This window comes from Streptomyces sp. NPDC058000, from assembly GCF_042886435.1.
In the GTDB taxonomy this organism is placed as follows: Bacteria; Actinomycetota; Actinomycetes; order Streptomycetales; family Streptomycetaceae; genus Streptomyces.
Genome location: NZ_JBHVQS010000008.1, coordinates 134,729 through 158,199, shown reverse-complemented (window position 1 = coordinate 158,199; position 23,471 = coordinate 134,729). Strand labels below are relative to the sequence as shown.

Genomic DNA, 23,471 nt, shown 5'->3' with positions numbered 1-23,471 from the left:
AATTATCAGGAACCCTGCCTGATAATAAGGGTGACGGTTCGTGAGGGTGGAAGAATCCAGCCATGCATGCACCGCTCGCGGCAGCCGCCGGCCGTACCGCCTCGCCGGCCACCGCCCGGCTGATCAACGACCGGCTGGCCCTCGAACTGCTCCAGTCCGAGGGCCCCTTGACGGCGGGTCAGCTCAAGCAGCTGACCGGACTGTCCCGCCCCACCGTCGCGGACCTGGTCGACCGCCTCCAGGAGGCCGGGCTGATCGCCGTGGTCGGCGAGAGCGGCGCCCAGCGGCGCGGACCCAACGCCCGGCTCTACGGGATCGTCGCCGACCGGGCCCATCTGCTCGGCCTCGACCTGCGCACCCACACCCTCACCGTGGCGGTCGCCGACCTCCTCGGGCAGGTACGGGCCGAACGCACCGTCCCCATCGGCCTGCCCGGCGCGCCCGGCACCGCCAACGGGCCCGCCGCCGACCCTCCCGACACCACCGCGACGGCCCTCACCAGCGCCCTCGCCGCCATTGACGGGACGCTCGCCGAGGCCGGGGCCGCCGGCCCGCACACCCTCGCCATCGGCGCGCCCGGCCTGGTCGACCCGGTCACCGGGCGGCTCGGCGGCTCCGCCCCCGCCTGGCACGACGCGCTGATCGGCGCGCTGCGCGACCGCAGGACCGGCACCCTGCTGCTGGAGAACGAGGTCAACCTCGCCGCCCTCGCCGAACAGCGGGACGGCGCCGCCCGCGACCGCGACACCTTCGTCCTGCTCTGGCTCGGTCACGGCACCGGCGCCGCGGTGGTCCTGGACGGGGCGGTGCGGCGGGGTGCCTCCGGCGGCGCCGGCGAGATCGGCTTCCTGCCGGTCCCCGGCACCGGCGGGCTGCCCTCCGCCACCGGCTGCGACGGCGGCTTCCACTCCCTCGCCGGCTCCGCCGCGATCAGCCGGCTCGCCGCGGAACACGGTTGCGCGCCGACCGCCGCCGACGACGGCCCCGCACGCACCGAGGCGCCGCCCGCCGAGGCGCTGGTCCGGGACGCGGTGGCCGCGGGCGCCGCCGGTGCCGCCTTCCTCGACGCCCTGGCCGCCCGGATCGCGCTCGGCGTGTCGGGGGTGTGCGCGGTGCTCGACCCCGGGTGTGTCGTGCTCGGCGGGGAGATCGGCCGGGCCGGCGGCGACCCGCTGGCCGAGCGCGTCGCCGGCCACCTCGCCCGGCTCTCCCCGCTGCGCACGGACGTCCGGGCCGGGACGGTAGGCGGCCGGGCGGTGCTGCGCGGCGCGGTGCTCGCCGCCCGGGACGCCGCGCAGAACGACCTGTTCGGCGCCACGGGCTGAGCCGACCCGTGGCCGACCTCGGCCGGGTCCGGCGCGTCACCGCCCCGTACCGGCCACCGGGCTCACCCGCCCGCCCGTGCCGCCAGGAACTCCGCGTAGGTGCGCCGGCCCACCGCGTGCTCCGGGGTGAGGTTCTCCCCGCGCCGCAGCGCCGCCCCGGTCGTGCCGGGCAGCCACACCGGCAGCGGCAGTCGCCGCCGCCGGCCCGCCGTCAGCGTCATCCGGACCACCTCGTCCGCCGTCAGCACCTCGGGCCCACCCATGTCGGCGACCCGCTCGGCCGGCCTTCCGAGCGCCAACTCGGCCAGCCGGTCGGCCACTTCACCGGAGTCCACCGGTTGGAAGCGGATCCCGGCCGGCACCGGGACCACGGGCGAACGGGCGCCTGTCTTGACCAACTGGAGCAGCAGGTCGTGGAACTGCGTCGCCCGCAGCACCGTCCAGCCGATCCCGGCCCCCGCCACCAGGCGCTCCACGGCGAGCTTGGTGCGGTAGTAGCGCAGCGGGATCCGGTCCACACCGACGATCGAGATGTAGACCAGGTGCCGGACCCTGGCCCGGCGCGCCGCCTCGATCAGCCGCCCGGCCGCCTCCGCGTCGCCGCCGGCGGGCGTGGAGGCGCAGTGCACCACCGTGTCCACGCCCGCCACCGCCTCCGCCAGCCCGGTGCCGTCCCGCAGGTCGACCGCGTACGACCGGGGGCGGTGCCGCCCGGTGCCGGTGTGCGGGTGCCGGCTCAGCGACCGGACGCCGTGGCCGCCGTCCAGCAGCCGGCCGACCACCGCGTGCCCGAGGGTGCCCGTGCCGCCGGTGACGAGGATTTCCGTCTTTTCCGTCATCGCGGATCCGTCCTTGAAGTGAGGGGAGGGTTACCGCCCCATGACGGGGCACCGGGCGCGGCCGTGACGGGCGGCGCGCCCGCATCCTGTGAGGCAGCCCACAGGGCTTCGCTCGCATGGCCGACGAGCGGCCGTGGCAGACTGAGGCTGTACTGACATAAGCAGCAGCGCACTCCGGGGTCGGTGTAATTCCGAACCGGCGGTAATAGTCCGCGACCCGTCCGCAGCCAGCGGCCGGTTGAGCAGGTGAAATTCCTGCACCGACGGTGAAAGTCCGGATGGGAGGCAGTGCGCGGCGGGCGAGCTTGACGTACACCGCCGTCGGCGGCGCGTCCGGACGTTTTCCGGTCGGGTCGTGTGGTGCCGGCCTGGTGTGCGGTGGCTTCAGCGTCCGCTCCTGTCGTCCAGACAGCCCCGGAGTCCGTGCCCGAAGAGGCAGGAGGACCCGGTGGCCACCCCAGCCCCCGTAGAGACCGCGGCGATGCGCCGAGCCATCGAGCTCGCCGCCCGCGGCCTCGGTCACACCAGCCCGAACCCGATCGTCGGCTGTGTCGTCCTGGACTCCGCGGGCCGCACCGCGGGCGAGGGCTGGCACCAGCGGGCCGGCGGGCCGCACGCCGAGATCCACGCCCTGCACGCCGCAGGCGAGCGCGCCCGGGGCGGCACCGCGGTGGTCACCCTGGAGCCCTGCAACCACACCGGTCGCACCGGTCCCTGCGCCCAGGCGCTGATCGACGCCGGCATCGCCCGGGTCGTCTACGCCGTCGCCGACCCCACCCCCTCCGCCACCGGCGGCGCGCTCACCCTGGCCGCGGCCGGGATCGACGTGGAGGGCGGACTGCTCGCCGACGAGGCAGCGGCCGGCAACGAAGCCTGGCTGACCTCGGTGCTGCGCGGCCGCCCGTTCGTGCTCTGGAAGTACGCCGCCACCCTGGACGGCCGGATCGCCGCCGCCGACGGCACCAGCCGCTGGATCTCCTCGCCCGAGTCCCGCGCCGACGTGCACCGGTTGCGCGCCGCCGCGGACGCCGTGATCGTCGGCTCCGGCACCGCCCGGGCCGACGACCCGCACCTCGGCGCGCGGATCGCCGGACTCGCCGGCGACGAGGTCAGCCAGCCGCTACGGGTGGTCGTCGACTCCGGCGCCAGTGCCGTCAAGGCCGGTGCCCGGGTCCTGGACGGCACCGCGCCGACCCTGATCGCGGTCGCCGAGGACGCGGACGCCGCCCACCTCGAAGGGCTCGCCCCGCTCGTCCGGCTGCCCCGCGCCCCCGAAGGGCGCGGCCTGTCCATCCCCGCCCTGCTCCACGCCCTGCACGCCCGCGACGTGCGGTCCGTCCTGCTCGAAGGCGGGCCCACGCTCGCCGGGGCCTTCCTCGCCGCCGGGGTCGTCGACAAGGTCGTCGGCTACCTCGCGCCGGTGCTGCTCGGCGCCGGCCCGGCCGCCGTCGGTGACGCCGGAATCTCCACCATCACCCAGGCGTTGCGGCTCGATGTGACCGACACCGTCCGGCTCGGCTCCGATCTGCGGATCACCGCCACCCCCATTCGCCACTCTCGTCCCGAGGAGAACTGAAGTGTTCACCGGAATCGTCGAAGAACTGGGTGAGGTCGCTGCCATCGAGGACCTCGGTGACGCCGCCCGCTTTCGGCTCCGCGGCCCCGTCGTCACCGAAGGCGCCAAGCACGGCGACTCGATCGCGGTCAACGGCGTCTGTCTGACCGTCGTGGACACCGAGGCCGGCGAGTTCACCGCCGACGTGATGGCCGAGACCCTGCACCGCTCCAGCCTCGGCGCGCTGACCACCGGCTCCAGGGTCAACCTGGAGCGCCCGATGGCCCTCGGCGGGCGGCTCGGCGGACACCTCGTCCAGGGCCACGTCGACGGCACCGGCACGATCGTCGAGCGCACCCCCGGCGAACACTGGGAGCTGGTGAAGGTCGCGCTGCCCGCCCAACTCGCCCGCTACGTCGTCGAGAAGGGCTCCATCACGGTCGACGGCACCAGCCTCACCGTCGTCGAGGCCGCCGACGACTACTTCACCATCAGCCTCATCCCCACCACCCTCGCCCTGACCACCCTCGGCATCAAGCAGCCCGGCGACCCGGTCAACCTGGAGGTGGACGTGCTCGCCAAGTACGTCGAGCGACTGCTCGGCCGGGGCCAGGCGGACACCGACGACCTCGCGGAGATCAAGGAGATGGACCGGTGAGCGTCCTGGACTGGCTCAACGGGCCGGCCTTCACGGCCTTCGGACAGCGCGTCATCTGGTCCGACATGATCGGCAACACCATCGGCCTGGCCGCCCTGGCGCTCGGCTGGCGGCGCTCGATATGGACCTGGCCCACCCAGTTCCTCTCCGGCGTCATCCTCGTCGCCGCCTACGCCTCCGCCCACCTCAGCGGTGGGGTCGGCAAACAACTCCTGGTCATCGGGGTGGCGCTGTGGGGCTGGCGGCAGTGGCAGCGCGGCCGCCAGCAGGCCCAGGACGGCTCGATCGCCGTCCGGTTCGCCAGCTGGCGCGAGCGCGGGCTGCTGATCGGCGGCACCGCCCTCGGCACCCTGGCCGTCGGCGGCCTGTTCACCCTGATCCCGCAGCTGTCCTGGAACCCCTGGCCGGACGCCTACATCTTCGTCGGCACGCTCGCCGCGATGGTCGCCCAGGCCCGCGGACTGGTCGAGTTCTGGTTCGCCTGGCTGCTGGTCGACGTGGTCGGCGTACCACTCGCCTTCAGCAGCGGCCTGGCCTTCTCCGGCTTCGTCTACGTCGTCTACCTCGCCCTCGTCGCCTGGGGCATGCGCGACTGGTGGCTCCGCTCGCGGACCGCCACCGCCGAGCGCCCCGCACTGGAAGGAGCCGCGGCATGACCGCACTACAGAGCTGGTACGGCGAGACCGAGACCGGCGACTTCACGCTGGACCCGGTCGAACGGGCCATCGCCGACATCGCCGCCGGCCGGCCGGTCGTCGTGGTGGACGACGAGAGCCGGGAGAACGAGGGCGACCTGATCATCGCGGCCGAGAAGGCCACCCCGGAGATCGTCGCGTTCATGATGAGCGAGTGCCGCGGCCTGATCTGCGCCCCCATGGAGGGCACCGACCTGGACCGGCTGGACCTCCCGCAGATGGTCGAGCGGAACACCGAGTCGATGGGCACCGCCTTCACCGTCTCGGTCGACGCCACCGCCGCGCACGGCGTCTCCACCGGCATCTCCGCCGCCGACCGCGCCACCACCCTCCGGCTGCTGGCCGCCGGCGGCTCGGCCCCCGGCGACTTCGTCCGCCCGGGCCACGTCTTCCCGCTGCGCGCCAAGCCCGGCGGCGTCCTGGTCCGCAACGGCCACACCGAGGCCGGGGTGGACCTCGCCCGGCTGGCCGGCCTGCACCCGGCCGCCGCCATCGTCGAGATCGCCGGCGAGGACGGCACCATGCTGCGGCTGCCCGAGCTGGTCCCGTTCGCCCGCAAGCACGGCCTGGCGATCATCTCCATCGAGGACCTGATCGCCTACCGCCGGTCCGCCGAACCCACCGTCCGCCGCGAGGCCACCACCCGCCTGCCCACCGCGCACGGCGAGTTCACCGCGTACGGCTACCGCTCCACGGTCGACGGCGTCGAGCACATCGCGCTCGTCGCCGGAGAGCTCGGCAACGGCGAGGACGTCCTGGTCCGGATCCACTCCGAGTGCCTGACCGGCGACGTCTTCCACTCGCTGCGCTGCGACTGCGGCCCCCAGCTGGAGGAGTCGCTGCGCCGGATCGCCGAGGCCGGCCGCGGGGTGGTGGTCTACCTCCGCGGCCACGAAGGACGCGGCATCGGACTGCTGTCCAAGCTCCGCGCCTACGAGCTCCAGGAGCGCGGCCGGGACACCCTCGACGCCAACCTCGAACTGGGGCTGCCGGCCGACTCCCGGGACTACGGCGCCGGCGCCCAGATGCTCCGGGACCTCGGCGTCCGCTCGCTGCGCCTGATGACCAACAACCCTGAGAAGACCGCCGCCCTGGTGCGCCACGGCCTCACCGTCACCGGTCGCGAGCCGATGCCCGTCCAGGCCGGCGAGCACAACCTGCGGTACCTGCGCACCAAGCGCGACCGGATGGGGCACGACCTGCCCTGGCTGCCCGGTGCAGGCACCGTTCCCCACGCCGCACCCGCTCGGGCAGGGGAGGCCCCGACCACCGGAGCGGCTGACGCCGCGCCCCCTGCCGCGCCCACCACCTGCGGCAACCAGTAACCCCCGACCACCCCGTCAACCAGTCACCGGCACCATCCCCCGTACGAGGAGAAGCATGAGCGGCAAGGGCGCACCCGAACTGACCGTGAAGAACTGTGGCGACCTGCGGGTGGCCGTGATCGCCGCACAGTGGCACCAGCAGGTCATGGACGGCCTGGTGGAGGGCGCACTGCGGGCCCTGGGCGAGCTGGGCATCGACGAACCGACGCTGCTGCGCGTGCCCGGCACCTTCGAGCTGCCGGTGGTCGCCAAGGTCCTGGCCGACCGCGGCTACGACGCGGTGGTCGCGCTCGGCGTGGTCATCCGGGGCGGCACCCCGCACTTCGACTACGTCTGCCAGGGCGTCACCCAGGGCCTGACCAAGGTCGCGGTGGACACCGGCGTACCGGTCGGCTTCGGCGTGTTGACCTGCGACACCGAGGCGCAGGCGCTGGACCGCGCCGGGCTGCCCGGATCCGCCGAGGACAAGGGCCACGAGGCGGTCACCGCCGCGGTCGCCACCGCCACCACGCTCCGCACCGTCGCGGAGCCCTGGCGCTGAGCGCACCACCCTTCGTACATCCGAGGCGCTGCACACCGCTGTGGCATCACCGCGTAGGGTAGGCGGCATCATGTCCAAGAAGACGTTCGAGGAGCTCTTCACCGAGCTCCAGCAGAAGGCCGCCACCGGCGACCCCGCCACCTCCCGCACCGCCGAGCTGGTGCAGGCCGGTGTCCATACGATCGGCAAGAAGATCGTCGAAGAGGCCGCGGAGGTGTGGATGGCCGCGGAGCACGAGTCCCACGACGCCGCCGCCGAGGAGATCTCCCAGCTCCTCTACCACCTCCAGGTGATGATGGTCGCCAAGGGGATCTCCCTCGACGACGTCTACGCCCACCTCTGATCCAGCCCCCTCCGCACTTCCCCAACTCCCTGAGCTGCAAAGGAAATCGCTGTCATGCTGCGCATCGCTGTCCCCAACAAGGGTTCACTGTCCGAGCCTGCGTCGGCGATGCTCCATGAGGCCGGCTACCGCCAGCGCAAGGACCGCCGCGAACTGGTCCTGGTCGACGCCGACAACGAGGTCGAGTTCTTCTTCCTGCGCCCCCGCGACATCGCGGTCTACGTCGGCTCCGGGAAGCTCGACATCGGCATCACCGGCCGCGACCTGCTGCTGGACTCCGGCTCGCCGGCCGAGGAGATCCTCCAGCTCGGCTTCGCCGGCTCCACGTTCCGCTACGCCACCCGTCCCGGCACCGCCCAGGACGTCAGCGAGTTCGGTGGGATGACCATCGCCACCTCCTTCTCCGGCCTGGTCACCAAGCACCTCGCCGACAACGGGGTGACCGCCTCCGTCGTCCACCTCGACGGCGCGGTGGAGACCGCCATCCAGCTCGGCGTCGCCGAGATCATCGCCGACGTCGTGGAGACCGGCACCACCCTGCGCAACGCCGGCCTGGAGATCATCGGCGAGCCGATCCTGAAGTCCGAGGCCGTGGTCATCCGCGGCACCGGAGCCCCGGACGACGACCCGAAGGTCCGCCAGTTCCTCCGCCGCATGCAGGGCGTCCTGGTGGCCCGCCGGTACGTGATGATGGACTACGACATCCGCGTCGACCAGGTCGAGAAGGCCGTGGCCCTCACCCCGGGCCTGGAGTCCCCGACCGTCTCCCCGCTGCACCACGAAGGCTGGGTCGCGGTCCGCTCCATGGTCCCGGCCAAGGACGCCCAGCGCATCATGGACGAGCTCTACGACCTCGGCGCCCGCGCGATCCTCACCACCGGCATCCACGCCTGCCGGCTCTGACGGACCACAGTCAGCACTCCCACACCCCCTGACGGAAGACGACACGTGTCCGCGCCCGCGTCCCCCGATCCCTCCCTGCCCGGCCTCCCGGTGACTTTCCGGCCGACCCGCACCCGGGCCGTCCTGTACACCGTGGGCATCGCCCAGCTGGTCGCCCTCACCGTGATCGCGGTGTTGCTGCCGGAGCTGAGCGGCGGCGAGCGGATCAGCTTCGTCGGCACGGGAGTGCTGGTGGGCGCCGTCCTCCTGCTGCTCGGCCGCCCCAAGGTGGTCGCGCGGCAGGAGGGTGTCACGGTCGTCAACCTCACCACCCGGCGCGACCTGGCGTGGGCCCAGGTCCTCCGCGTCAACCTCCGTGCCGGCGACCCCTGGGTCCATCTGGACCTCGCCGACGGCACCAGCTTGCCCGCCATGGGTATCCAGCCCGGCATCGCCCGGGACCAGGCCATCCGCGACGCCCGCGCACTGCGCGACCTCGTCGAGACGCACGGTGCCGTCGACCACACGGCCCGATGAGCCTGCCCTAACGCGGGCCCCGCTGTTTACTCTGTTCTCCGGGGTGCGCCCGCGCCCCGCCCCTTGAATGGGACCCAACGACCCGAGGAGTGACTCCCTCCGGCAATGGACGGATCGTCCTGTAGTACCTGCGCCGCCCCTCCCGAACCCCCGCATACCACGGAGGCGGCGGCATGACCGGCCCCCTGCTGCTCCTCCTTGCGGCACTCGCACTGATCTTGGCCAACGGCTTCTTCGTGGCCGCCGAGTTCGGCCTCATCACCGTCGAGAAGGCGGACGCCGAACGGGCCGCCGCCGACGGCGACCACCGGGCCGGCACCGTGGTCTCCGCGCTGCGTGAACTCTCCTTCCAGCTCTCCGGCACCCAACTCGGCATCACCATCACCTCCTTGGTGGTCGGCATGCTCGCCGAGCCGGCACTGGCCGAGCTGCTGTCCGGTCCGCTGCTGGCCCTGGGCCTGCCGCGGGGCGCCGTCCCGGGCATCGCGGTGGTCATCGGCATGCTGGTGGCCGCCGCCGTCCAGATGGTCATCGGCGAGCTGGTGCCCAAGAACTGGGCGGTCTCCAAGCCGCTCCAGGTCGCCCGCTTCGTCGCCGGCCCCCAGGACGCCTTCTCCCGCTTCTTCCGGCCGGTGATCACCCTGCTGAACACCGTCGCCAACCGGCTGGTCCGCGCCCTGGGCGTGGAACCGGCCGATGAACTGGCCTCCGCCCGCACCCCCGGCGAGCTGGTCTCGCTGGCCCGGCACTCCGCCCGGGCCGGGGCGATCGAGCAGGACACCGCGGACCTCTTCGTCCGCACCCTCTCGCTCGCCGACCTCACCGCGGAGAACGTCATGACGCCCCGCGTCCGGGTCAGCGCCCTCCAGGCGAACGCCACCGCCGAGGACGTCGTCAACCTCACCCGGGCCACCGGGCTCTCCCGCTTCCCCGTCTACCGCACCCGGCTCGACGAGGTCGTCGGCATGGTGCACCTCAAGGACGCGCTGGCGGTCCCCGCGGAGGACCGGCTGCGCATTCCGGCGGTCCGGATCGCGGTGTCGCCGCTGCTGGTGCCCGAGACGCTGCCGGTGCAGCCGCTGCTGGAGCGGCTGCGCAGCGAGCAGCCGATCGCCGTGGTCGTCGACGAGTACGGCGGCACCGCCGGCGTGGTGACCCTGGAGGACATCATCGAGGAACTCGTCGGCGAGGTCCGCGACGAGCACGACCGGGTGGACCTGCCCGAACTGGGCCAGGCCCCGCCCGAGGACGGCCGCCCCGCGTGGGACGCCGACGGCGGTTGCCGGGTCGACACCCTGCGCCGGATCGGCCTGGACGCCCCCGAGGGCCCGTACGAGACGGTCGCGGGGCTGGTCGCCCACATACTCGGCCGGATCCCGGCACCCGGCGACACCGCGGAACTCGACGGCTGGCGGCTGCGGGTGCGGCTGGTCACGCACCACCGCGCCGAGCGGATACGACTGGTCCGGCTGGCCCCCGTCGTCCCCGAGGCCGCCCGTGAGCGGGTCGCGGCCGGTGCGGAGGCGGCCCGATGACCATGGCCCAGCTCCTCTTCGCGGTCCTGCTCGTGCTCGCCAACGGCTTCTTCGTCGGCGCCGAGTTCGCCCTGGTCTCGGTCCGCCGCAGCCAGATCGAACCGCTCGCCACGATGGGCTCCAAACGCGCCCGCCGGGTCCTGCACGGCCTGGAGAACCTGCCGCAGATGATGGCCGCCGCCCAGTTCGGCATCACCATCTGCTCCCTGACCCTCGGCGCGGTCGCCGAACCGACCGTCGCCCACCTGCTGGAGCCGGTCTTCGCGGCCGTCCGGCTGCCCGCGGCGCTGGTGCACCCGCTGGGCTATGCCCTCGCCCTCGCCCTGGTGGTCTTCCTCCACCTGGTCATCGGCGAGATGGTCCCCAAGAACCTGGCGATGGCCGCACCCGAGAAGACCGCCCTGTGGTTCAGCCCCGGACTGGTCGCCTTCGCCCGACTGTGCCGCCCGGTCACCGCGCTGCTCGGCGCGCTGGCCCGTGGTGTGCTGCGGCTCTTCGGGGTCGAGCCCAAGGACGAGGTCGAGGCGGTCTTCACCAGTGAGCAGCTCACCCACCTCGTCGAGGACTCCGGCCAGGCGGGCCTGCTCGACCCGGCCGAGCAGGAGCGGCTCTCCGACGCCCTGGAGCTCGGCAGCCGCCCGGTCACCGACGTGCTCCTCGACCCCGCCGGGCTGATCACCGTCGAGCCGACCGTGACGCCCCGTCAGCTGGAGGCAATGACCGTGCGGACCGGCTACTCCCGCTTCCCGGTCTGCGCGCCGGGCGGCGCCTACATGGGCTATCTGCACGTCAAGGACGTCCTGGACCTGGAGGACCGGGACCGGGCGGTGCCGCAGCGGATCTGGCACCCGATGGCCACGCTGCGCGCCGAACTGCCCCTGGACGACGCCCTGACGGCGATGCGCCGGGCCGCCTCCCACCTGGCCGCGGTCTCCGACGCCACCGGCCGGGTACTCGGCCTGGTCGCGTTGGAGGACGTCCTGGAGATGCTGGTCGGCGAGGTCCGCGATCCGGCGCACCGGACGGAGCCGAAGGCCGATTCGGCGCCCTGGAAGGGGACCGAGCGGGTCGGCGGGCCGCACGAGGGGTCGCCGCTGGCGACCGAGGACCCCGCGCTGGCCGGCTGACCACCGGACGACCACGACGTCGAGGGGCCCGCCGGACCACCGGCGCGCCCCTCGCGTCTTCGGTCCTGGAAGCTGTGCGGTGGATCATGGCCGGCGCCGACGCTGGTCCACCGGGCAGGCCCTAGAGATCCAGCCCCTTCGGCGGCGCCTGTGGATCCGGCCCGCGCCCCGAGAGCACCTCGCCGTAGGCCTGCATCAGGTCCGGCAGGCGGAGGGTGGCGAGGTCGTCCCGGGTCGGGGTGCCCTGCCAGGTGGACAGCCGCAGGTCGCGGTAGGCGCAGCTCTTCTCGTACAGGGTGCGCAGGAAGCGGCCGTTGCCCAGCTCGTCGATCCAGCCCTGCTCGACGACGTGGCCGTTGATGCTGCACAGTTCGTCGCGGGCCTCCTCGTCCCAGCGGTCGCCGTTCTCCGCGGCCAGCACCTCGCCGATCTTGGTGAGTTCCAGCGGCCGGTAGCTGGGGAAGTCGACCCGGCTGGTGAACCGTGAGGACAGGCCGGGGTTGGCGGCCAGCAGCCGGTCCATGCCCTCGGGGTAGCCGGCCAGGATGACCACCAGCCGGTCGCGGTTGTCCTCGGCGCGCTTGAGCAGCACCTGGAGCGCCTCGTCGCCGTATGCGTCGCCCTTGCTGTAGCCGGAGTTGGACAGGCTGTACGCCTCGTCGACGAAGAGCACCCCGCCCAGCGCCGAGTCGATCAGTTCGTTCGCCTTGACCGCGGTCTGGCCGAGGAACTCGCCGACCAGATCTGCCCGTTGGGCCTCCACGAGATGGTCGCCGCCCAGCAGCCCCAGCGCGTAGAAGACCCGGCCGAGTATCCGGGCCACCGTGGTCTTGCCGGTCCCCGAGGGGCCGGAGAAGACGAAGTGCCGCTTGGGGGGCGCCACCGGCAGGCCCTGGCTCGCGCGCAACCTGGCCATCCGCAGCTGCGCCGAGAGCGCCCGTACGTGCCGTTTGACCGGCTCCATGCCGACCATCCGCTCCAGTTCCGCCAGCGCCTTCTCCAGCAGCACCGGGTCGGCCGGCCCGGTGGGCAGGAGTTCGCCGCTGCGCCGGCCCGGTGCGGTGGTCTTGATGCGGGCCGCGCCGCCGTCCCCGGCGGGCGGGCCGGACGGTTCGGTGGGTGGGCCTGACGGCTCGTCGGCCAGCAGCAGTTCCCGGCCGTCCATCGGGTCGAGCGGCGCCAGCGGGTCGAGATCGCCGCCGGCCTCCTGGACCGGTCCCTGGGCGGAGACCGTCGCGAGGCCGGCGCCCTCGTCCAGGCCGTCCGCCTCGGCGATGGCGGTCAGCCGGGCCGCGGTGTCCATGAAGGTCGGGTCGACCCGGTGCACCGCGCGGTAGAGGGGGAGTGCGGCGGCGCTGCGGCCGGTGCCCTCGTAGGCACGGGCGAGCCAGTAGCGCAACTCCTTGCGCTGCGGTTGCTCGCTGCGGCAGCGCATCAGCGCCGCGGCCAGCAGCGGTTCGGCCTGCCCGTACATCTCCAGCCGCACCCGCGCCATCCCGCCGAACAGCCCCGCCTCGATGCCCAGCACCGGATCGCCGAGCAGCGGTTCGGTGTGCCGGACGAGCTGGTCCCAGTCCTTGACGAGATAGGAGCGGCAGGCGTGCAGGAAGCGCACCTGGGGGTCGGTCTCCACCGGTGGACAGCCGGCCAACGCCTGGTCGAGTTCGGCGACGTGGCGGCCGTCGAGCCAATGGGAGGCGTGCGCCAGCAGCAGGTCACGGCTGGTCTCCAGGACGGGCTGGACCCACCAACCGAGCCAGTACCAGGAGTTGAGGGCGCGTCGGTGCCGGGCGCGCTGTTCACCGAAGCGGTCCCGGTGCTGGTGCATCCGCAGCAGCGCCATGGCGGTGTCGGCGCGCAGCGCGTGCAGCCCGAGCCAGGCGTCGGCCATCGACGGGTCGAGGCGTACCGCGGCCCGGAACTCCTCCTCGGCCTGGGGGTAGGCCCCCATGGTGTAGGCGTCGACCGCGCGCAGCCAGGCGAGTTCGGCCGGGGCGGGCGAACCCTGAGCGCCGACATCCATCCCGTCCCCCCACAAAACGTCCCCCCGTGGTGTACCACCGGACGTGTGCCGGGCCGTGGGCCCCAGGACCTGACGGGCCCTGGCCGAACCGGCGTGCGGCGGGCGGGAGTTGCCCTGCCGTACACCCGGGTCCGGGTCCTGCGGTGGCACAGACTCGCATCGTACCTGCGCTGTCGGTGCAGGCCGTAGAGGGCCGCACGAGGTGGAAGCGGGGGCTTGCGAGGGGGCGCATCGGCGCGAAGAAGGTGGTGACCCTGGGTGAGGGAAGTGGTGCGCGGCGAGCGCCGCGGAAGGTACTTTCGCACAGAACGAAGCCCCCGATCACGGGGGAACAACCGGGGGCTTCGCGTCTGCGGGCGGTCCGTTGAACCGCACATTGAGAACGTAAGTCCTGTACGCCCCCTAGGTCAAGCCGAGTTGGCGCACTCGGCGGGTCCCGTTCGGCAACCGTCGGCGTGTCAGCCATGGTCGGCTACACAGGGTGAAATCCGGGCCCGGTCACGGCATATCGGCCGGCCCCACGTGCACCTCGTACCCCATCTGCCCCTGGTGCACCAGGAGATCGGCGTGCGGTCGGGACGGATCCGCCGCGAAGTGCGCGCGCTCCGCCGGAATCCAGCCATCCCAGAACGCGGAGAGCCCTGGCCCGTCCCGGAGTTGGCCCCGTTCCCATGAACGCTCGCTCGCCAGTTCCATCCACAGCAGGCACGCGGTGTACGGCCGCAGCGCGCGTCGCCCGGTGCCCACGCCCTCGACCAGCACCACCGGCGCCGGGGCCAACTCCCGTACCTCTGTGAACTCCCGACGCACCCAGTCGTACACCTCGTAGCGCGCCGTCTCGCCCCGGGTCAGCGGCGCCAGCACCTGCTCCTGGAACCGGCCGCTCCAGGCGAACAGCTCCTCATGGGTCGCGAGGTCGTCGGTGTGCACCACCGGGGCGCCGCCGAGCGCCTCGGCCAGCCGCCCGGCGAACGTGCTCTTACCGGAGCCCGCGTGCCCGTCCACCGCGATCAGCCGCACCGGGCCGCAAGAGGGCGCCAGGGTGTGCAGCCGGGTGGCCAGCGAGGTCAGTACGGTGTCCGGGGCGGGGGTCATCCCACCAGCGTACGCCAGTGGTCCACACCAATATTCGTGGCGCGACGCGCGTCGGACCGCCTTCCTAAGCCCGCCCGTAACGGAGATAGTTGAGCCCACCCGCACCAGTTCGCACCGCCACCCATCCGCACCGACTGGGGGACCCCATATGACCAGCTCCGCGCCCCGGCGCACCGTCCTGGCCGCCGCGCTCGCCGCCGCAGCCGGTGCCGCCACCCCCCTGGCCGCGGCCGCCGGCGAGCCCGGCCGCCGCCCCGCCCCACCGGTTCCCGCCACCTCCCGATCGAAGAGCCCCGTGGAGTACCACGCCTGGACCACCGCCGCCGACTGGCGCCAGGGCACCCGCCACGGCACCCGGGTGCTGTCCGGCCCCCGCCCCGGCATCGCCCTCGCCCGCCCCACCGGCACCACCGACTACCACGACCCGCACACCGGCAAGGCGGCCACCTGGGAGTACGCCACCTGGACCAGCCCGGCGCACCGCCTCCCGGTCCCGGCCACCGAGGCCGTCGCCTCCTGGAACGCGCACACCCCCGCCGGCACCTGGATCGCCGTCGAACTGCGCGGCACGTACTCCGACGGCGGTCACACCCCCTGGTACGTCATGGGCCGCTGGACCGCCGGCGACGGTGAGACCGACATCCGGCGCACCTCCGTCGACGACCAGAAGGACGGCCGGAGCGCCGTCTCCACCGACACCTTCGCCGTCGACGACCCGTCGAGCGGCCTCCGGCTGGCCGCCTACGAACTCCGCCTCACCCTCTACCGCCGGCCCGGCAGCACCCTCACCCCCACCGTCTGGCGCGTCGGCGCGATGGCCTCCGACCTCCCCGACCGCTTCGAGGTCCCGGCCTCCACCCCCGGCCTCGTAGGCCACGAACTGCACGTCCCGCGCTACTCGCAGGAGATCCACAAGGGCCAGTACCCCGAGTACGACAACGGGGGAGAGGCGTGGTGCAGCCCCACCTCCTCCCAGATGATCATCGAGCACTGGGGCCGCCGCCCCACCCCGCAGCAACTGTCCTGGGTCGATCCCTCCTACGCCGACCCCCAGGTCTGCCACGCCGCCCGCTACACCTTCGACTACCAGTACAACGGCTGCGGCAACTGGCCCTTCAACGCCGCCTACGCCGCCACCTACCGGGACCTGCAAGGCATCGTCACCCGCCTCTCCTCCCTCACCGACGTCGAACACCTCGTCCACGCCGGCATCCCCGTCATCACCTCCCAGTCCTTCCTCAAGACCGAACTCGACGGCGCCGGTTACGGCACCGCCGGCCACCTGATGACCGTCATCGGCTTCACCCGGACCGGCGACGTCATCGCCAACGACCCGGCCGCCCCCGACGACCCCGCCGTCCGCCGCGTCTACAAGCGGCGCGAGTTCGAAAACATCTGGCTCCGCACCAAGCGTCACGACGCAAAAGGCCAGGTCAAGAGCGGGTCGGGGGGCGTGTGTTATCTGTATTTCCCGGTGGAGCCGTCACCGGTGCAGCGGCGGGTGCTGCGGGGGTTGGGGATTCGGTGAGGGGCGGGGGCCGGCCTGTCGGGTAGTGGGTGTGGGGCTTGTTCGGGTTGGCCGCTGTGCCGTACGCGTGGCGCCGTTCTGAGCGGATGTGCTCCGCGACGATCTGCTGGAGCGTTGGTTGCTGCCGGCGGTAGGTGGGCGGCCTTGTCGGCCGTCGCTCCGCCGGGCGTGTGGATCGTCGGGTGGTCCTCGGCTCACCGGTGGTCGTTCTCCTTCAGTTCGATCACCCAGGCGCGGCGCTCGGCGATCTTGCCGTCGCGCAGCACGAACACCTCGGCCATCGACATGCGCATAACCTCGCCGGTGTCCCGCCTGACGGATCCGGTGAGTTCCGCCATGACGACGTCGCCCTCCTCGACCATGCGCACGACCTCAAGCTGGGGCGGTGGTACAAAGCCGGGCCCCTCGATGGCGTTGTCGTACGCCTCCTTGCCGGTCAGGTGGAAGCCGCCGAACACGGTCCACACCATCCCGACCCCGCGGGGGTGCGCGTCCGGGTGGTGTGGGGCGTGTAGCCGTCGGGTGGTGTCATGCCTGTCGCGTCGGTAGCACGATCGCCTGGCGCAGGTTCACATGGCGGGCGCGGCTCGTGGTGTAGGCGATCAGGTCCGCGATGTCGTCCGCCGACAGGCCGATGAGTGCGTCGAACATGCCGTCCAGTTGGCCGGACAGCTCCGCGTTGTCGATGTGGCCGCCCAACTCCGTGTCCGTGAGGCCCGGTTCGATGTTGGTGACGCGGACGTCGCGCGGGCCCAGTTCGGTGCGGAGGGACTGCGAGAGGTAGGTCAGGGCGGCCTTTGTCGCGCCGTACACCGCGTAGTTGGGGAACGGGATGTGGGCGCCGATGGACGAGATGTTCACCAGGTCCGCCGTCCGGCCCGCCGCGGCCACCGTGATCAGGTCCGGTGTGAAGGCGCGGATGACGCGCAGCGCGCCGGTCACGTTCGTGTCGAGCATGCGCTGCCACTCGTCGGCGCGGCCCTCGGTGACGGGGTTCGGCAGCATCACGCCGGCCGCGTTGACCACCAGGTCGACTTCGCCGTACGCGGCGTGCACCCGCTCCACCGCCGCATCCACGGAGGCCGCGTCGGTGACGTCGGCGGCGACCGCGAGGGCCTGCCCGCCGTCCGCCGCGATCGTGGCGGCCAGCTCGGTCAGCCGCTCGGCCCGGCGGGCGAGCAGCGCTACCCGCACCCCGTACGAGGCGAGCAACCGGGCGGTGGCCTCGCCCATACCGCTGGCGGCTCCGGTGATGACGGCGGTGCGGCCGGTCAGGGTGTCGTACGCCATGGGAACTCCTGGTTCGGTGGTGTCGTTGCCGGGCGTTTCCCGGTGACGACACCCACCTTGCGCCCGGTCGCCGCTCTTACCCAGGGTGGCCGTTTTCCTGGGTCTGCCAGTACCAGGAACGGAGGGGGCGGGGCCTAGGATCGCCGGCATGGACATAGCCATCGGCCGGGAACTCGGCGATTTCCTGCGCTCCCGGCGCGCCCGCATCCAGCCCGAGGAGGTCGGACTGCCGGGCCACGGCAGGCGGCGGGTGCCGGGCCTGCGCCGCGAGGAGGTCGCCCAGCTCGCGGGCGTCAGCGTCGACTACTACATCCGCCTCGAACAGGGCCGCGGCCCCTCGGTCTCGGACGCCGTCCTCGACGCCATCGGGCGGGTGCTGCGCCTCGATGACACCGAGCAGGAGTACCTGCGGCGGGTGGCCAGGCCCGCCGCCCGGCGTGCGTCCGCTGCCCGCCGCGCGTCCGCCGGCGGTCCCGCGGTCCAGAAGGTCCGCCGCGGCCTGCGGCTCCTCCTGGACACCATCGACAAGGCCCCTGCGTTCGTGCTCGGCCCCCGTATGGACGTGCTCGCGTGGAACGGCCTGGGCGACGCCGTCGTCGGCTTCTCGCAGATGGCTCCCGAGGACCGCAACATGCCGCGGCAGGTGTTCCTCGAACCGCGGGCGCGTGAGCTGTACCTGGACTGGTCGGCGGTGGCCGCGGAAACGGTCGCCCATCTGCGGCTGTACGCGGGCAACCATCCGCAGGACGAGCAACTGGCCACGCTGGTGGGTGAGTTGTCGCTGGGGAGTGAGGACTTCCGTCGACTGTGGGCGGACCACCAGGTCAAGGAGAAGACGCACGGCGCGAAGCGCCTGATGCACTCGGTGGTCGGCGAACTCGACATGCCGTACGAGACGTTGACGGTGCCTGGGGAGCCGGGCCAGATGCTGGTGGTCTACACGCCGGAGCCGGGCTCGCGGACGGAGGAGCGCTTGAAGCTCCTGGCCAGCTGGGCGGCGACAGCGGCGGTCTGATGGGGGCGCGGTCGCTGACGGGGCGCGGCTCCTGGTGCGGCGCGGTCTCTGGCGCGGCGCGGCTCCTGACCTGCCAGTATGTCGGTTTTCCGGTATGCCGGTATGGCGGTCGGGGGTCGCGCCGATTCGGTTTCGGGGTGTCGTCGTCCCCTTTTCGCCCTTCGCGGACGTCCTGCGCGGGAACGAGAAGTTGGCGGACGCCGTCAACCACCTGCTGGTGGTCGGCTTCTACCGGAGGCCCGGCAGCGGCTACCGGAGCTGGACCACGCCAGCACGCTGGAGGAGATCACCGTGGTCGGGGACGGCGGGCAGGTGTACCGGGGGGCCGCCGCCTGGGTGGTGTGCCTGTGGGCGTTGGCCAAGTACCGGCCGTTGGCCCACAGGTTCAGCACCCGTTCCGGGCTCCGGTTCGCCCGCGGGGCGGTGCTCGCCGCGGCGCAGTACCGCGAGACGCACCGGCGCCCCCGGCCCGTTGAGGGGGAGGTACTCGCTCCGGGTGGAGCGGCCCCGACGGGTTCGGCCGCTCCACAGGGCTGCCGTAGCGGTTGCGCGGTGCGCGATTAGGCTCTGACCGTGCCAGCAGAGAACCAGCCCCGACCGGCCAAGAGCGAGCAGACCCGCACCCTGATCCTGGAGACGGCGATGCGGCTGTTCCAGGAGCGGGGCTACGACAAGACCACGATGCGGGCCATCGCCAAGGAGGCCGGGGTCTCCGTCGGGAACGCGTACTACTACTTCGCGGGCAAGGAGCACCTGATCCAGGGGTTCTACGACCGGATCGCCGCCGAGCACCAGGCGGCGGTCCGCGACGTACTGGACCGGGAGACGGACCTGGAGGAGCGGTTGGCCGGGGTGTTGCGGGTGTGGCTGGACATCGCCGCGCCGTACCACGAGTTCGCGGCCCAGTTCTTCAAGAACGCCGCGGACCCGGACAGCCCGCTCAGCCCCTTCTCGGCCGAGTCCGAGCACGCCCGCGAGGCGGCCATAGACGTGCACCGCGAAGTGTTGGCGGGGTCGAAGGCGAAGGTGCCGGCCGAACTCGCCGAAATTCTGCCCGAGCTGATGTGGCTGTCCCAGATGGGGCTGGTGCTGTACTGGGTTTTCGACCGTTCCGAGGGGCGCGAGCGCAGCCGCCGGCTGGCCGGTCGCGGCGCCCGGCTGACGGCGCGCGGGGTGTCACTGGCCCGCTTCCGCGTGCTGCGGCCCCTGGTGCACGAGGTGCACGAACTGTTCACCGACTTCCTGCCGGGCATGGCCCAGACCGTGGTCTCCCGCAAGGGGACGACGGGAGCGAAGGAGGAGAAGGAAGGGGAGGGGGAGAAGGGGGAGAAGGGGGCGGTAGGGGCGGCGGGTTAGCGGCACTCACCCATGACATATGGCAGGGGTCCCGACGGCTTCGGCGTGCTGTGACGGGCCCATGTTGCACGTGGAGAGGGCCGGCTCGTGCGTTGCTCGACGAGCGGGGCGAGCAGATCGGCTCGATCACCCGCGCCGGTCGGGTGAAGAGCGGCGCTGCCGCCGAGTTCGGCCTTGGGGACTATCCGAAGCCGTACGTGAGCGCGCTGTGGCGGAGTCGCGTCCATCGGCGAGCCTGACGAGCGACGGGTCGATGCGAAACCAGCCGATGAGCGGGTGGATCTGTCCGATCAGCCCAGCGATGCGCTCACTGCGCGCAGTTCGTCCAGGGCCGCCAGGACGTATCCGGCGAGTTCGTCCTTGCCGTCGCGGTCGCCCTCGGACCATTGGGCGAACCCGCGCTTGAAGGCGAGGACGCCCAGCTCGCTCGCGAGGGCCGCGGTGGGGTCGGGCAGGCCGCGGGCGACCAGGGCGGCCGTCATCGCGGCGGCGAGGCTGACGATCTTGAGGGCGTCACGCGCTTGCAACTCGCCGCTGGCGGCGACGGCCGCCTTCAGGCGCGGGGCGAGCTCGCGGTTCATGGGGCCCATCGCGCTCGACGCGCGCTCAAGACCGGCGGCGACCGCCTCCAGCGGGGTGGCGCAGCCGGGGGCCTCGGCGATCCCCTCGGTCAGCAGCCGGCTCAGCGTCTCCTGTCCGGCCACCAGCAGCTCGCGCTTGTCGGGGAAGTGCCGGAAGAAGGTGCTCTTGGTGACCCCGGCACGCTCGGCGATCTGCGCGACCGTCGTGGCGTCGTACCCCTGCTCGGTGAACAGGTCGCATGCGGCCACGACAAGGCGCTCGCGTGCGCCTGGTTCCCACCTACCCATGGGACCAGCATATGCGATGGGACTCTTGTCCCGTCACCTGGTAGCGTGTGACGGGACAAGAGTCCCATCACTTGGGGAGGATTTCCATGCGTGTCTTCGTCACTGGTGCCACCGGTCTGATCGGGTCCACCGTCGTCGCCGAACTGCTCGGCAACGGCCACACCGTCCTCGCACTCGCCCGTTCCGACGCGTCCGCGCTCGCCGCCGAGGCGGCCGGCGCCGAGCCGCTCCGGGGAGCCCTCGCCGATCTGGACGTCCTCCGGGCCGGCGTCGCCCAGGCCGACGGGGTCGTCCACCTGGCGTTCGGCAATGACTTCAGCAGCCCCGAGGCCCTCGCGAAGAACGTCGCCGAGGAGAGCACCGCCCTCGCGGCCCTCGGCGAGGAACTCGTCGGCAGCGGCCGCCCCTTCGTGACCGTCTCGGGTACGCCCCACGCCCCGGGCCGTGTCTCCACCGAAGCCGACCCGGTGCCGACCGACGGACCGGTCGGCGGTCGCGGCCGCGCGGTCACGGCGGTCCTGGGCCTTGCCGCGCGCGGGGTCCGGAGTACGGCCGTACGCCTGCCGCGCACGGTCCACAACCAGGGCACGGGCGGGTTCGCCGGCCTGCTGACCGACATCGCACGCCGCACCGGGGTGTCCGGCTACCCGGACGACGGCACACAGCGCTGGCCGGCCGTCCACGCGCTCGACGCGGCGGTCCTCCTCCGGCTCGCCCTGGAACAGGCGGATGCCGGCAGCGTCTGGCACGCCGTGGCCGACGAGGGGGACCGGGTGCGGGACGTCGCCGCGGTCATCGGCCGACGGCTGGGCCTGCCGGTCGAGTCGGTGCCGTCGCAGACGTACGGCCCTCTCGGCCCGATCTTCGCGACCGACCAGCCCTCGTCCAGCGCCCACACCCGGCAGACCCTCGGCTGGGAGCCGAAGCACCCCGGCCTTCTGGAGGACCTGGAGAACATCCAGCCCTGACTGGCGACCGGGCGGCCCGCTCACGGCGCTCGCGCCGCCAACGGCAGCCCCTCACCCCTCACCTACGTCACTCGCGGTCGACCGTCTCGGCGCAGCGATGTCCCGCGCCCGTCCACGCCCGGTCAACGCGGCTCCGGCTCTCGACCTGATCCCCGCGTCATCCCCACGTCTTCGCCGACGGCCAAGCCCGCTGACGCCGGGCCGCCACCCGCGTGGCAGCAACACGTCCCGCACTGTCGACATGTCCGTGGCGAAAGTGGGTCTCCACGGCATCGCCGGCTGTGCAGCCATTCACGTCCACAACCAACAGGAGGTCCCGTCATGGTGGCAGTTGTCTTCGGCGCTCGCGGTAACGTCGGTCGTCATGTGGCCGATGGCCTGCTGGCCGCCGGCGAGCAGGTCAGAGCAGTCAGCAGAACCCCAGCCGCGGGCTTGACGCCCGGGTGGGAAGCAGTCGCCGCCGACCTGGAGCGTCCCGAGACGCTGCCCGCAGCGCTCGACGGTGCCGACAAGGTGTTCCTCTACGGAATGCTCAACCCCCAGAAGCCCTACGACATCGAGAAGGTCGCTGCGGCGGCCACAGCCGCGGGGGTCCGGCAGGTGGTTCTGCTCTCGTCGGTGTCGGTCCTGAACCCCGACGCCGACCACCCGGTCCCCCGCCTGAACCGCACGATCGAGCAGGCCGTCCAACGGTCCGGCATGGACTGGACGTTCCTCAGGCCGGGGACATTCGCGACCAATACCCGCACCTGGTGGGCCGAATCGATCCGCACCGACAACGTCGTCCGCCTTCCCTATCCGCTCGCACAGTCGGCACCGGTGCACGAGAAGGACATCGCGGCGCTTGCGGTGACCGCCCTGACCGAACCGGGCCACTCGCACCAGGCGTACACCCTCTACGGAGCCGAGTCCCTGACCCTGCAACGGCAGGTCGAGCACATCGGCGAGGCCCTCGGCCGCCGCATCCGGATCGAACACGTCTCCGGCGAGCAGGCTCGCGCGGAAGTGGGCAGAACAATGCATCCGGTCGTGGCCGAGGCAATCGTGAGTCAGTGGTCCGCCGCCAACGGCGTTCCGGTCCTGACCTCCGTCATCGCCGAAAAGATCACCGGCACGCCGGCACACACCTACGCCCAGTGGGCCGTCGACCACTCCGACGACTTCCGCTGAGCCTGTCGTTGACCTGCGGTGTCGGTGGCGACCCCGGCCGGTCGTGACCTGTCCTCGGCGATCAGTGAACCCAAGCCCGCACTCGTGCCGAAGCGGCCCGCAGCGCCGAGGCCGACGGGGGGTTGTGGGTCCGCCGTCCTCGTGGCCGCCTGTCATGCGTGGCCAGGCCCGGCACGTTCAGTCGGGTCGGGCGCCAGGAGGGTCAGACCTCTGGCGCGGCCGGCTGCGTGCACGCCTCCGCAATCGTCGCGGTGTCCCAGTAGAAGGGCCGGACCTCGGTGATCCGCCCGTCCCTGATCGTGATCATCTGGAGGATCGGGAAGGCGAGTTCGCGACCGGTGGCACGCGCACGCGCACGGACCTGGGTGAGCACGACCGCGGTCTCGCCCGTGACGAGGAACTCCTGCTCCAGCATGTCGAACGCTTCCCAGGCCGCGCTCATGGCGAGGAAGAAGTCCGTCATGCCCGCATGCCCGTGCCATGTGCCGCCGTAGGGCAGGGCCGCTGCCTGATGCAGGACGACGTCGGGTGCGAAGAAGGGGGCGAGCGGGGCGAAGGAAGCCACGCCGGGGCCTCCCGCTGCCAAGTACGCCGCTTCGGCCTCGTACATCCGGTGGAGCAGGGTCGTCGTATCCGTCGTTCGTGTTGTTGCCATGTCGCCAGCCTGCTCTTTTCCGGTGGAGCTGACTGGCGGGAATCGGACCGTACGTTCCGCAGGAGTCACCGTCGTCACCGGCCCTGGGCCCGTCCACCGGACGCGGCGCGAAAGGCTCTTGTGCGGGGGCGTCGGCCTGT

Annotated in this window: 23 protein-coding genes and 1 riboswitch; of the genes, 16 read left to right on the top strand and 7 right to left on the bottom strand. The window is 72.5% G+C overall.

From position 1 onward, the window contains the following. Positions 1-62 precede the first annotated feature (62 nt). Positions 63-1,325, top strand: a complete 1,263-nt coding sequence (locus ACFVT2_RS11385; RefSeq protein ID WP_390015228.1) for an ROK family transcriptional regulator — start codon at positions 63-65, stop codon at positions 1,323-1,325. A 62-nt stretch (positions 1,326-1,387) separates the two neighbouring features. Here ACFVT2_RS11385 and ACFVT2_RS11380 read toward each other — a convergent pair whose 3' ends face one another. Beyond that, on the bottom strand, positions 1,388-2,164 hold the full coding sequence (locus ACFVT2_RS11380; protein WP_390015225.1) for an SDR family oxidoreductase: 777 nt from the start codon (positions 2,162-2,164) through the stop codon (positions 1,388-1,390). Between the two features lie 165 nt (positions 2,165-2,329). Further along, a riboswitch (FMN riboswitch) is annotated at positions 2,330-2,460 on the top strand. 185 nt (positions 2,461-2,645) lie between these two features. Between ACFVT2_RS11380 and ribD the strand changes: the two genes are divergently transcribed. From ribD to ACFVT2_RS11330, 10 genes are all read left to right on the top strand, one after another. Continuing rightward, complete coding sequence (gene ribD, locus ACFVT2_RS11375) at positions 2,646-3,740, top strand: bifunctional diaminohydroxyphosphoribosylaminopyrimidine deaminase/5-amino-6-(5-phosphoribosylamino)uracil reductase RibD (protein WP_390015427.1); 1,095 nt, start codon at positions 2,646-2,648, stop codon at positions 3,738-3,740. Between the two features lies 1 nt (position 3,741). Continuing rightward, positions 3,742-4,377, top strand: coding sequence for a riboflavin synthase (locus tag ACFVT2_RS11370; RefSeq protein ID WP_390015222.1), 636 nt, complete (start codon positions 3,742-3,744; stop codon positions 4,375-4,377). Then, positions 4,374-5,033: a nicotinamide riboside transporter PnuC gene (locus tag ACFVT2_RS11365; protein ID WP_390015220.1), complete on the top strand. Its 660-nt coding sequence runs from the start codon at positions 4,374-4,376 to the stop codon at positions 5,031-5,033. Before ACFVT2_RS11370 ends, ACFVT2_RS11365 begins: the two co-directional genes overlap by 4 nt. Beyond that, on the top strand, positions 5,030-6,397 hold the full coding sequence (locus tag ACFVT2_RS11360; protein WP_390015218.1) for a bifunctional 3,4-dihydroxy-2-butanone-4-phosphate synthase/GTP cyclohydrolase II: 1,368 nt from the start codon (positions 5,030-5,032) through the stop codon (positions 6,395-6,397). Before ACFVT2_RS11365 ends, ACFVT2_RS11360 begins: the two co-directional genes overlap by 4 nt. A gap of 55 nt (positions 6,398-6,452) precedes the next feature. Then, positions 6,453-6,938, top strand: coding sequence for a 6,7-dimethyl-8-ribityllumazine synthase (gene ribH / locus ACFVT2_RS11355; RefSeq protein WP_390015216.1), 486 nt, complete (start codon positions 6,453-6,455; stop codon positions 6,936-6,938). 70 nt (positions 6,939-7,008) lie between these two features. Beyond that, positions 7,009-7,281, top strand: a complete 273-nt coding sequence (locus ACFVT2_RS11350; protein WP_100602326.1) for a phosphoribosyl-ATP diphosphatase — start codon at positions 7,009-7,011, stop codon at positions 7,279-7,281. 54 nt (positions 7,282-7,335) lie between these two features. Beyond that, entirely contained in the window at positions 7,336-8,184 is an 849-nt protein-coding gene (gene hisG / locus ACFVT2_RS11345; RefSeq protein ID WP_390015213.1) for an ATP phosphoribosyltransferase, read from the top strand. A 45-nt stretch (positions 8,185-8,229) separates the two neighbouring features. After that, positions 8,230-8,700, top strand: coding sequence for a PH domain-containing protein (locus ACFVT2_RS11340; protein ID WP_390015210.1), 471 nt, complete (start codon positions 8,230-8,232; stop codon positions 8,698-8,700). Positions 8,701-8,873: 173 nt separating this feature from the next. Continuing rightward, positions 8,874-10,235 (top strand): hemolysin family protein, encoded by a 1,362-nt coding sequence (locus ACFVT2_RS11335; RefSeq protein WP_390015207.1) that lies wholly within the window; start codon positions 8,874-8,876, stop codon positions 10,233-10,235. Further along, on the top strand, positions 10,232-11,362 hold the full coding sequence (locus ACFVT2_RS11330; RefSeq protein ID WP_390015204.1) for a hemolysin family protein: 1,131 nt from the start codon (positions 10,232-10,234) through the stop codon (positions 11,360-11,362). Before ACFVT2_RS11335 ends, ACFVT2_RS11330 begins: the two co-directional genes overlap by 4 nt. Positions 11,363-11,483: 121 nt before the next feature. On the opposite strand, the gene ACFVT2_RS11325 is transcribed toward ACFVT2_RS11330, so the two are convergent. Together ACFVT2_RS11325 and ACFVT2_RS11320 are read right to left on the bottom strand one after the other, a co-directional pair. Further along, a complete protein-coding gene (locus ACFVT2_RS11325; RefSeq protein WP_390015201.1) occupies positions 11,484-13,385 on the bottom strand; it encodes an AAA family ATPase in 1,902 nt (633 codons plus the stop codon). A 498-nt stretch (positions 13,386-13,883) separates the two neighbouring features. After that, a complete protein-coding gene (locus ACFVT2_RS11320; RefSeq protein WP_390015198.1) occupies positions 13,884-14,480 on the bottom strand; it encodes a uridine kinase in 597 nt (198 codons plus the stop codon). Between the two features lie 148 nt (positions 14,481-14,628). Between ACFVT2_RS11320 and ACFVT2_RS11315 the strand changes: the two genes are divergently transcribed. Further along, positions 14,629-16,008: a peptidase C39 family protein gene (locus ACFVT2_RS11315; protein ID WP_390015195.1), complete on the top strand. Its 1,380-nt coding sequence runs from the start codon at positions 14,629-14,631 to the stop codon at positions 16,006-16,008. Between the two features lie 194 nt (positions 16,009-16,202). Here the strand turns inward: ACFVT2_RS11315 and ACFVT2_RS11310 are convergent, their stop codons facing one another. Together ACFVT2_RS11310 and ACFVT2_RS11305 are read right to left on the bottom strand one after the other, a co-directional pair. Beyond that, positions 16,203-16,478 carry a nuclear transport factor 2 family protein gene (locus ACFVT2_RS11310; protein ID WP_390015193.1) on the bottom strand — a complete coding sequence of 92 codons (276 nt, stop codon included), beginning with the start codon at positions 16,476-16,478 and terminating at the stop codon, positions 16,203-16,205. A 58-nt stretch (positions 16,479-16,536) separates the two neighbouring features. Beyond that, positions 16,537-17,298 (bottom strand): SDR family oxidoreductase, encoded by a 762-nt coding sequence (locus tag ACFVT2_RS11305; protein WP_390015190.1) that lies wholly within the window; start codon positions 17,296-17,298, stop codon positions 16,537-16,539. 148 nt (positions 17,299-17,446) lie between these two features. Between ACFVT2_RS11305 and ACFVT2_RS11300 the strand changes: the two genes are divergently transcribed. Then, positions 17,447-18,313, top strand: coding sequence for a helix-turn-helix transcriptional regulator (locus ACFVT2_RS11300; protein ID WP_390015187.1), 867 nt, complete (start codon positions 17,447-17,449; stop codon positions 18,311-18,313). A 642-nt stretch (positions 18,314-18,955) separates the two neighbouring features. Next, the gene (locus ACFVT2_RS11295; RefSeq protein ID WP_390015425.1) at positions 18,956-19,669 is read left to right on the top strand and encodes a TetR family transcriptional regulator; all 714 of its coding nucleotides are present in this window, start codon (positions 18,956-18,958) and stop codon (positions 19,667-19,669) included. Positions 19,670-19,959: 290 nt separating this feature from the next. On the opposite strand, the gene ACFVT2_RS11290 is transcribed toward ACFVT2_RS11295, so the two are convergent. Continuing rightward, positions 19,960-20,538: a TetR/AcrR family transcriptional regulator gene (locus ACFVT2_RS11290; protein WP_390015184.1), complete on the bottom strand. Its 579-nt coding sequence runs from the start codon at positions 20,536-20,538 to the stop codon at positions 19,960-19,962. A gap of 86 nt (positions 20,539-20,624) precedes the next feature. Here ACFVT2_RS11290 and ACFVT2_RS11285 point away from each other — a divergent pair, with 86 nt between their 5' ends. Both ACFVT2_RS11285 and ACFVT2_RS11280 read left to right on the top strand, forming a co-directional pair. After that, complete coding sequence (locus ACFVT2_RS11285; RefSeq protein ID WP_390015181.1) at positions 20,625-21,506, top strand: SDR family oxidoreductase; 882 nt, start codon at positions 20,625-20,627, stop codon at positions 21,504-21,506. A gap of 321 nt (positions 21,507-21,827) precedes the next feature. After that, positions 21,828-22,676: an SDR family oxidoreductase gene (locus ACFVT2_RS11280; protein WP_390015179.1), complete on the top strand. Its 849-nt coding sequence runs from the start codon at positions 21,828-21,830 to the stop codon at positions 22,674-22,676. A 202-nt stretch (positions 22,677-22,878) separates the two neighbouring features. Here the strand turns inward: ACFVT2_RS11280 and ACFVT2_RS11275 are convergent, their stop codons facing one another. Then, a complete protein-coding gene (locus tag ACFVT2_RS11275; RefSeq protein WP_390015176.1) occupies positions 22,879-23,331 on the bottom strand; it encodes a nuclear transport factor 2 family protein in 453 nt (150 codons plus the stop codon). Positions 23,332-23,471 lie beyond the last annotated feature (140 nt).

What these genes read in the sequence shown, in the direction of transcription:
- ACFVT2_RS11385 (WP_390015228.1), top strand. Translation starts at nt 63, where the DNA reads ATGCATGCACCGCTCGCGGCAGCCGCCGGCCGTACCGCCTCGCCGGCC.
- ACFVT2_RS11380 (WP_390015225.1), bottom strand. Translation starts at nt 2,164, where the DNA reads ATGACGGAAAAGACGGAAATCCTCGTCACCGGCGGCACGGGCACCCTC.
- ribD (WP_390015427.1), top strand. Translation starts at nt 2,646, where the DNA reads ATGCGCCGAGCCATCGAGCTCGCCGCCCGCGGCCTCGGTCACACCAGC.
- ACFVT2_RS11360 (WP_390015218.1), top strand. Translation starts at nt 5,030, where the DNA reads ATGACCGCACTACAGAGCTGGTACGGCGAGACCGAGACCGGCGACTTC.
- ribH (WP_390015216.1), top strand. Translation starts at nt 6,453, where the DNA reads ATGAGCGGCAAGGGCGCACCCGAACTGACCGTGAAGAACTGTGGCGAC.
- ACFVT2_RS11350 (WP_100602326.1), top strand. Translation starts at nt 7,009, where the DNA reads ATGTCCAAGAAGACGTTCGAGGAGCTCTTCACCGAGCTCCAGCAGAAG.
- hisG (WP_390015213.1), top strand. Translation starts at nt 7,336, where the DNA reads ATGCTGCGCATCGCTGTCCCCAACAAGGGTTCACTGTCCGAGCCTGCG.
- ACFVT2_RS11335 (WP_390015207.1), top strand. Translation starts at nt 8,874, where the DNA reads ATGACCGGCCCCCTGCTGCTCCTCCTTGCGGCACTCGCACTGATCTTG.
- ACFVT2_RS11330 (WP_390015204.1), top strand. Translation starts at nt 10,232, where the DNA reads ATGACCATGGCCCAGCTCCTCTTCGCGGTCCTGCTCGTGCTCGCCAAC.
- ACFVT2_RS11325 (WP_390015201.1), bottom strand. Translation starts at nt 13,385, where the DNA reads ATGGATGTCGGCGCTCAGGGTTCGCCCGCCCCGGCCGAACTCGCCTGG.
- ACFVT2_RS11320 (WP_390015198.1), bottom strand. Translation starts at nt 14,480, where the DNA reads ATGACCCCCGCCCCGGACACCGTACTGACCTCGCTGGCCACCCGGCTG.
- ACFVT2_RS11315 (WP_390015195.1), top strand. Translation starts at nt 14,629, where the DNA reads ATGACCAGCTCCGCGCCCCGGCGCACCGTCCTGGCCGCCGCGCTCGCC.
- ACFVT2_RS11310 (WP_390015193.1), bottom strand. Translation starts at nt 16,478, where the DNA reads ATGGTGTGGACCGTGTTCGGCGGCTTCCACCTGACCGGCAAGGAGGCG.
- ACFVT2_RS11305 (WP_390015190.1), bottom strand. Translation starts at nt 17,298, where the DNA reads ATGGCGTACGACACCCTGACCGGCCGCACCGCCGTCATCACCGGAGCC.
- ACFVT2_RS11300 (WP_390015187.1), top strand. Translation starts at nt 17,447, where the DNA reads ATGGACATAGCCATCGGCCGGGAACTCGGCGATTTCCTGCGCTCCCGG.
- ACFVT2_RS11295 (WP_390015425.1), top strand. Translation starts at nt 18,956, where the DNA reads ATGCGGCTGTTCCAGGAGCGGGGCTACGACAAGACCACGATGCGGGCC.
- ACFVT2_RS11290 (WP_390015184.1), bottom strand. Translation starts at nt 20,538, where the DNA reads ATGGGTAGGTGGGAACCAGGCGCACGCGAGCGCCTTGTCGTGGCCGCA.
- ACFVT2_RS11285 (WP_390015181.1), top strand. Translation starts at nt 20,625, where the DNA reads ATGCGTGTCTTCGTCACTGGTGCCACCGGTCTGATCGGGTCCACCGTC.
- ACFVT2_RS11280 (WP_390015179.1), top strand. Translation starts at nt 21,828, where the DNA reads ATGGTGGCAGTTGTCTTCGGCGCTCGCGGTAACGTCGGTCGTCATGTG.
- ACFVT2_RS11275 (WP_390015176.1), bottom strand. Translation starts at nt 23,331, where the DNA reads ATGGCAACAACACGAACGACGGATACGACGACCCTGCTCCACCGGATG.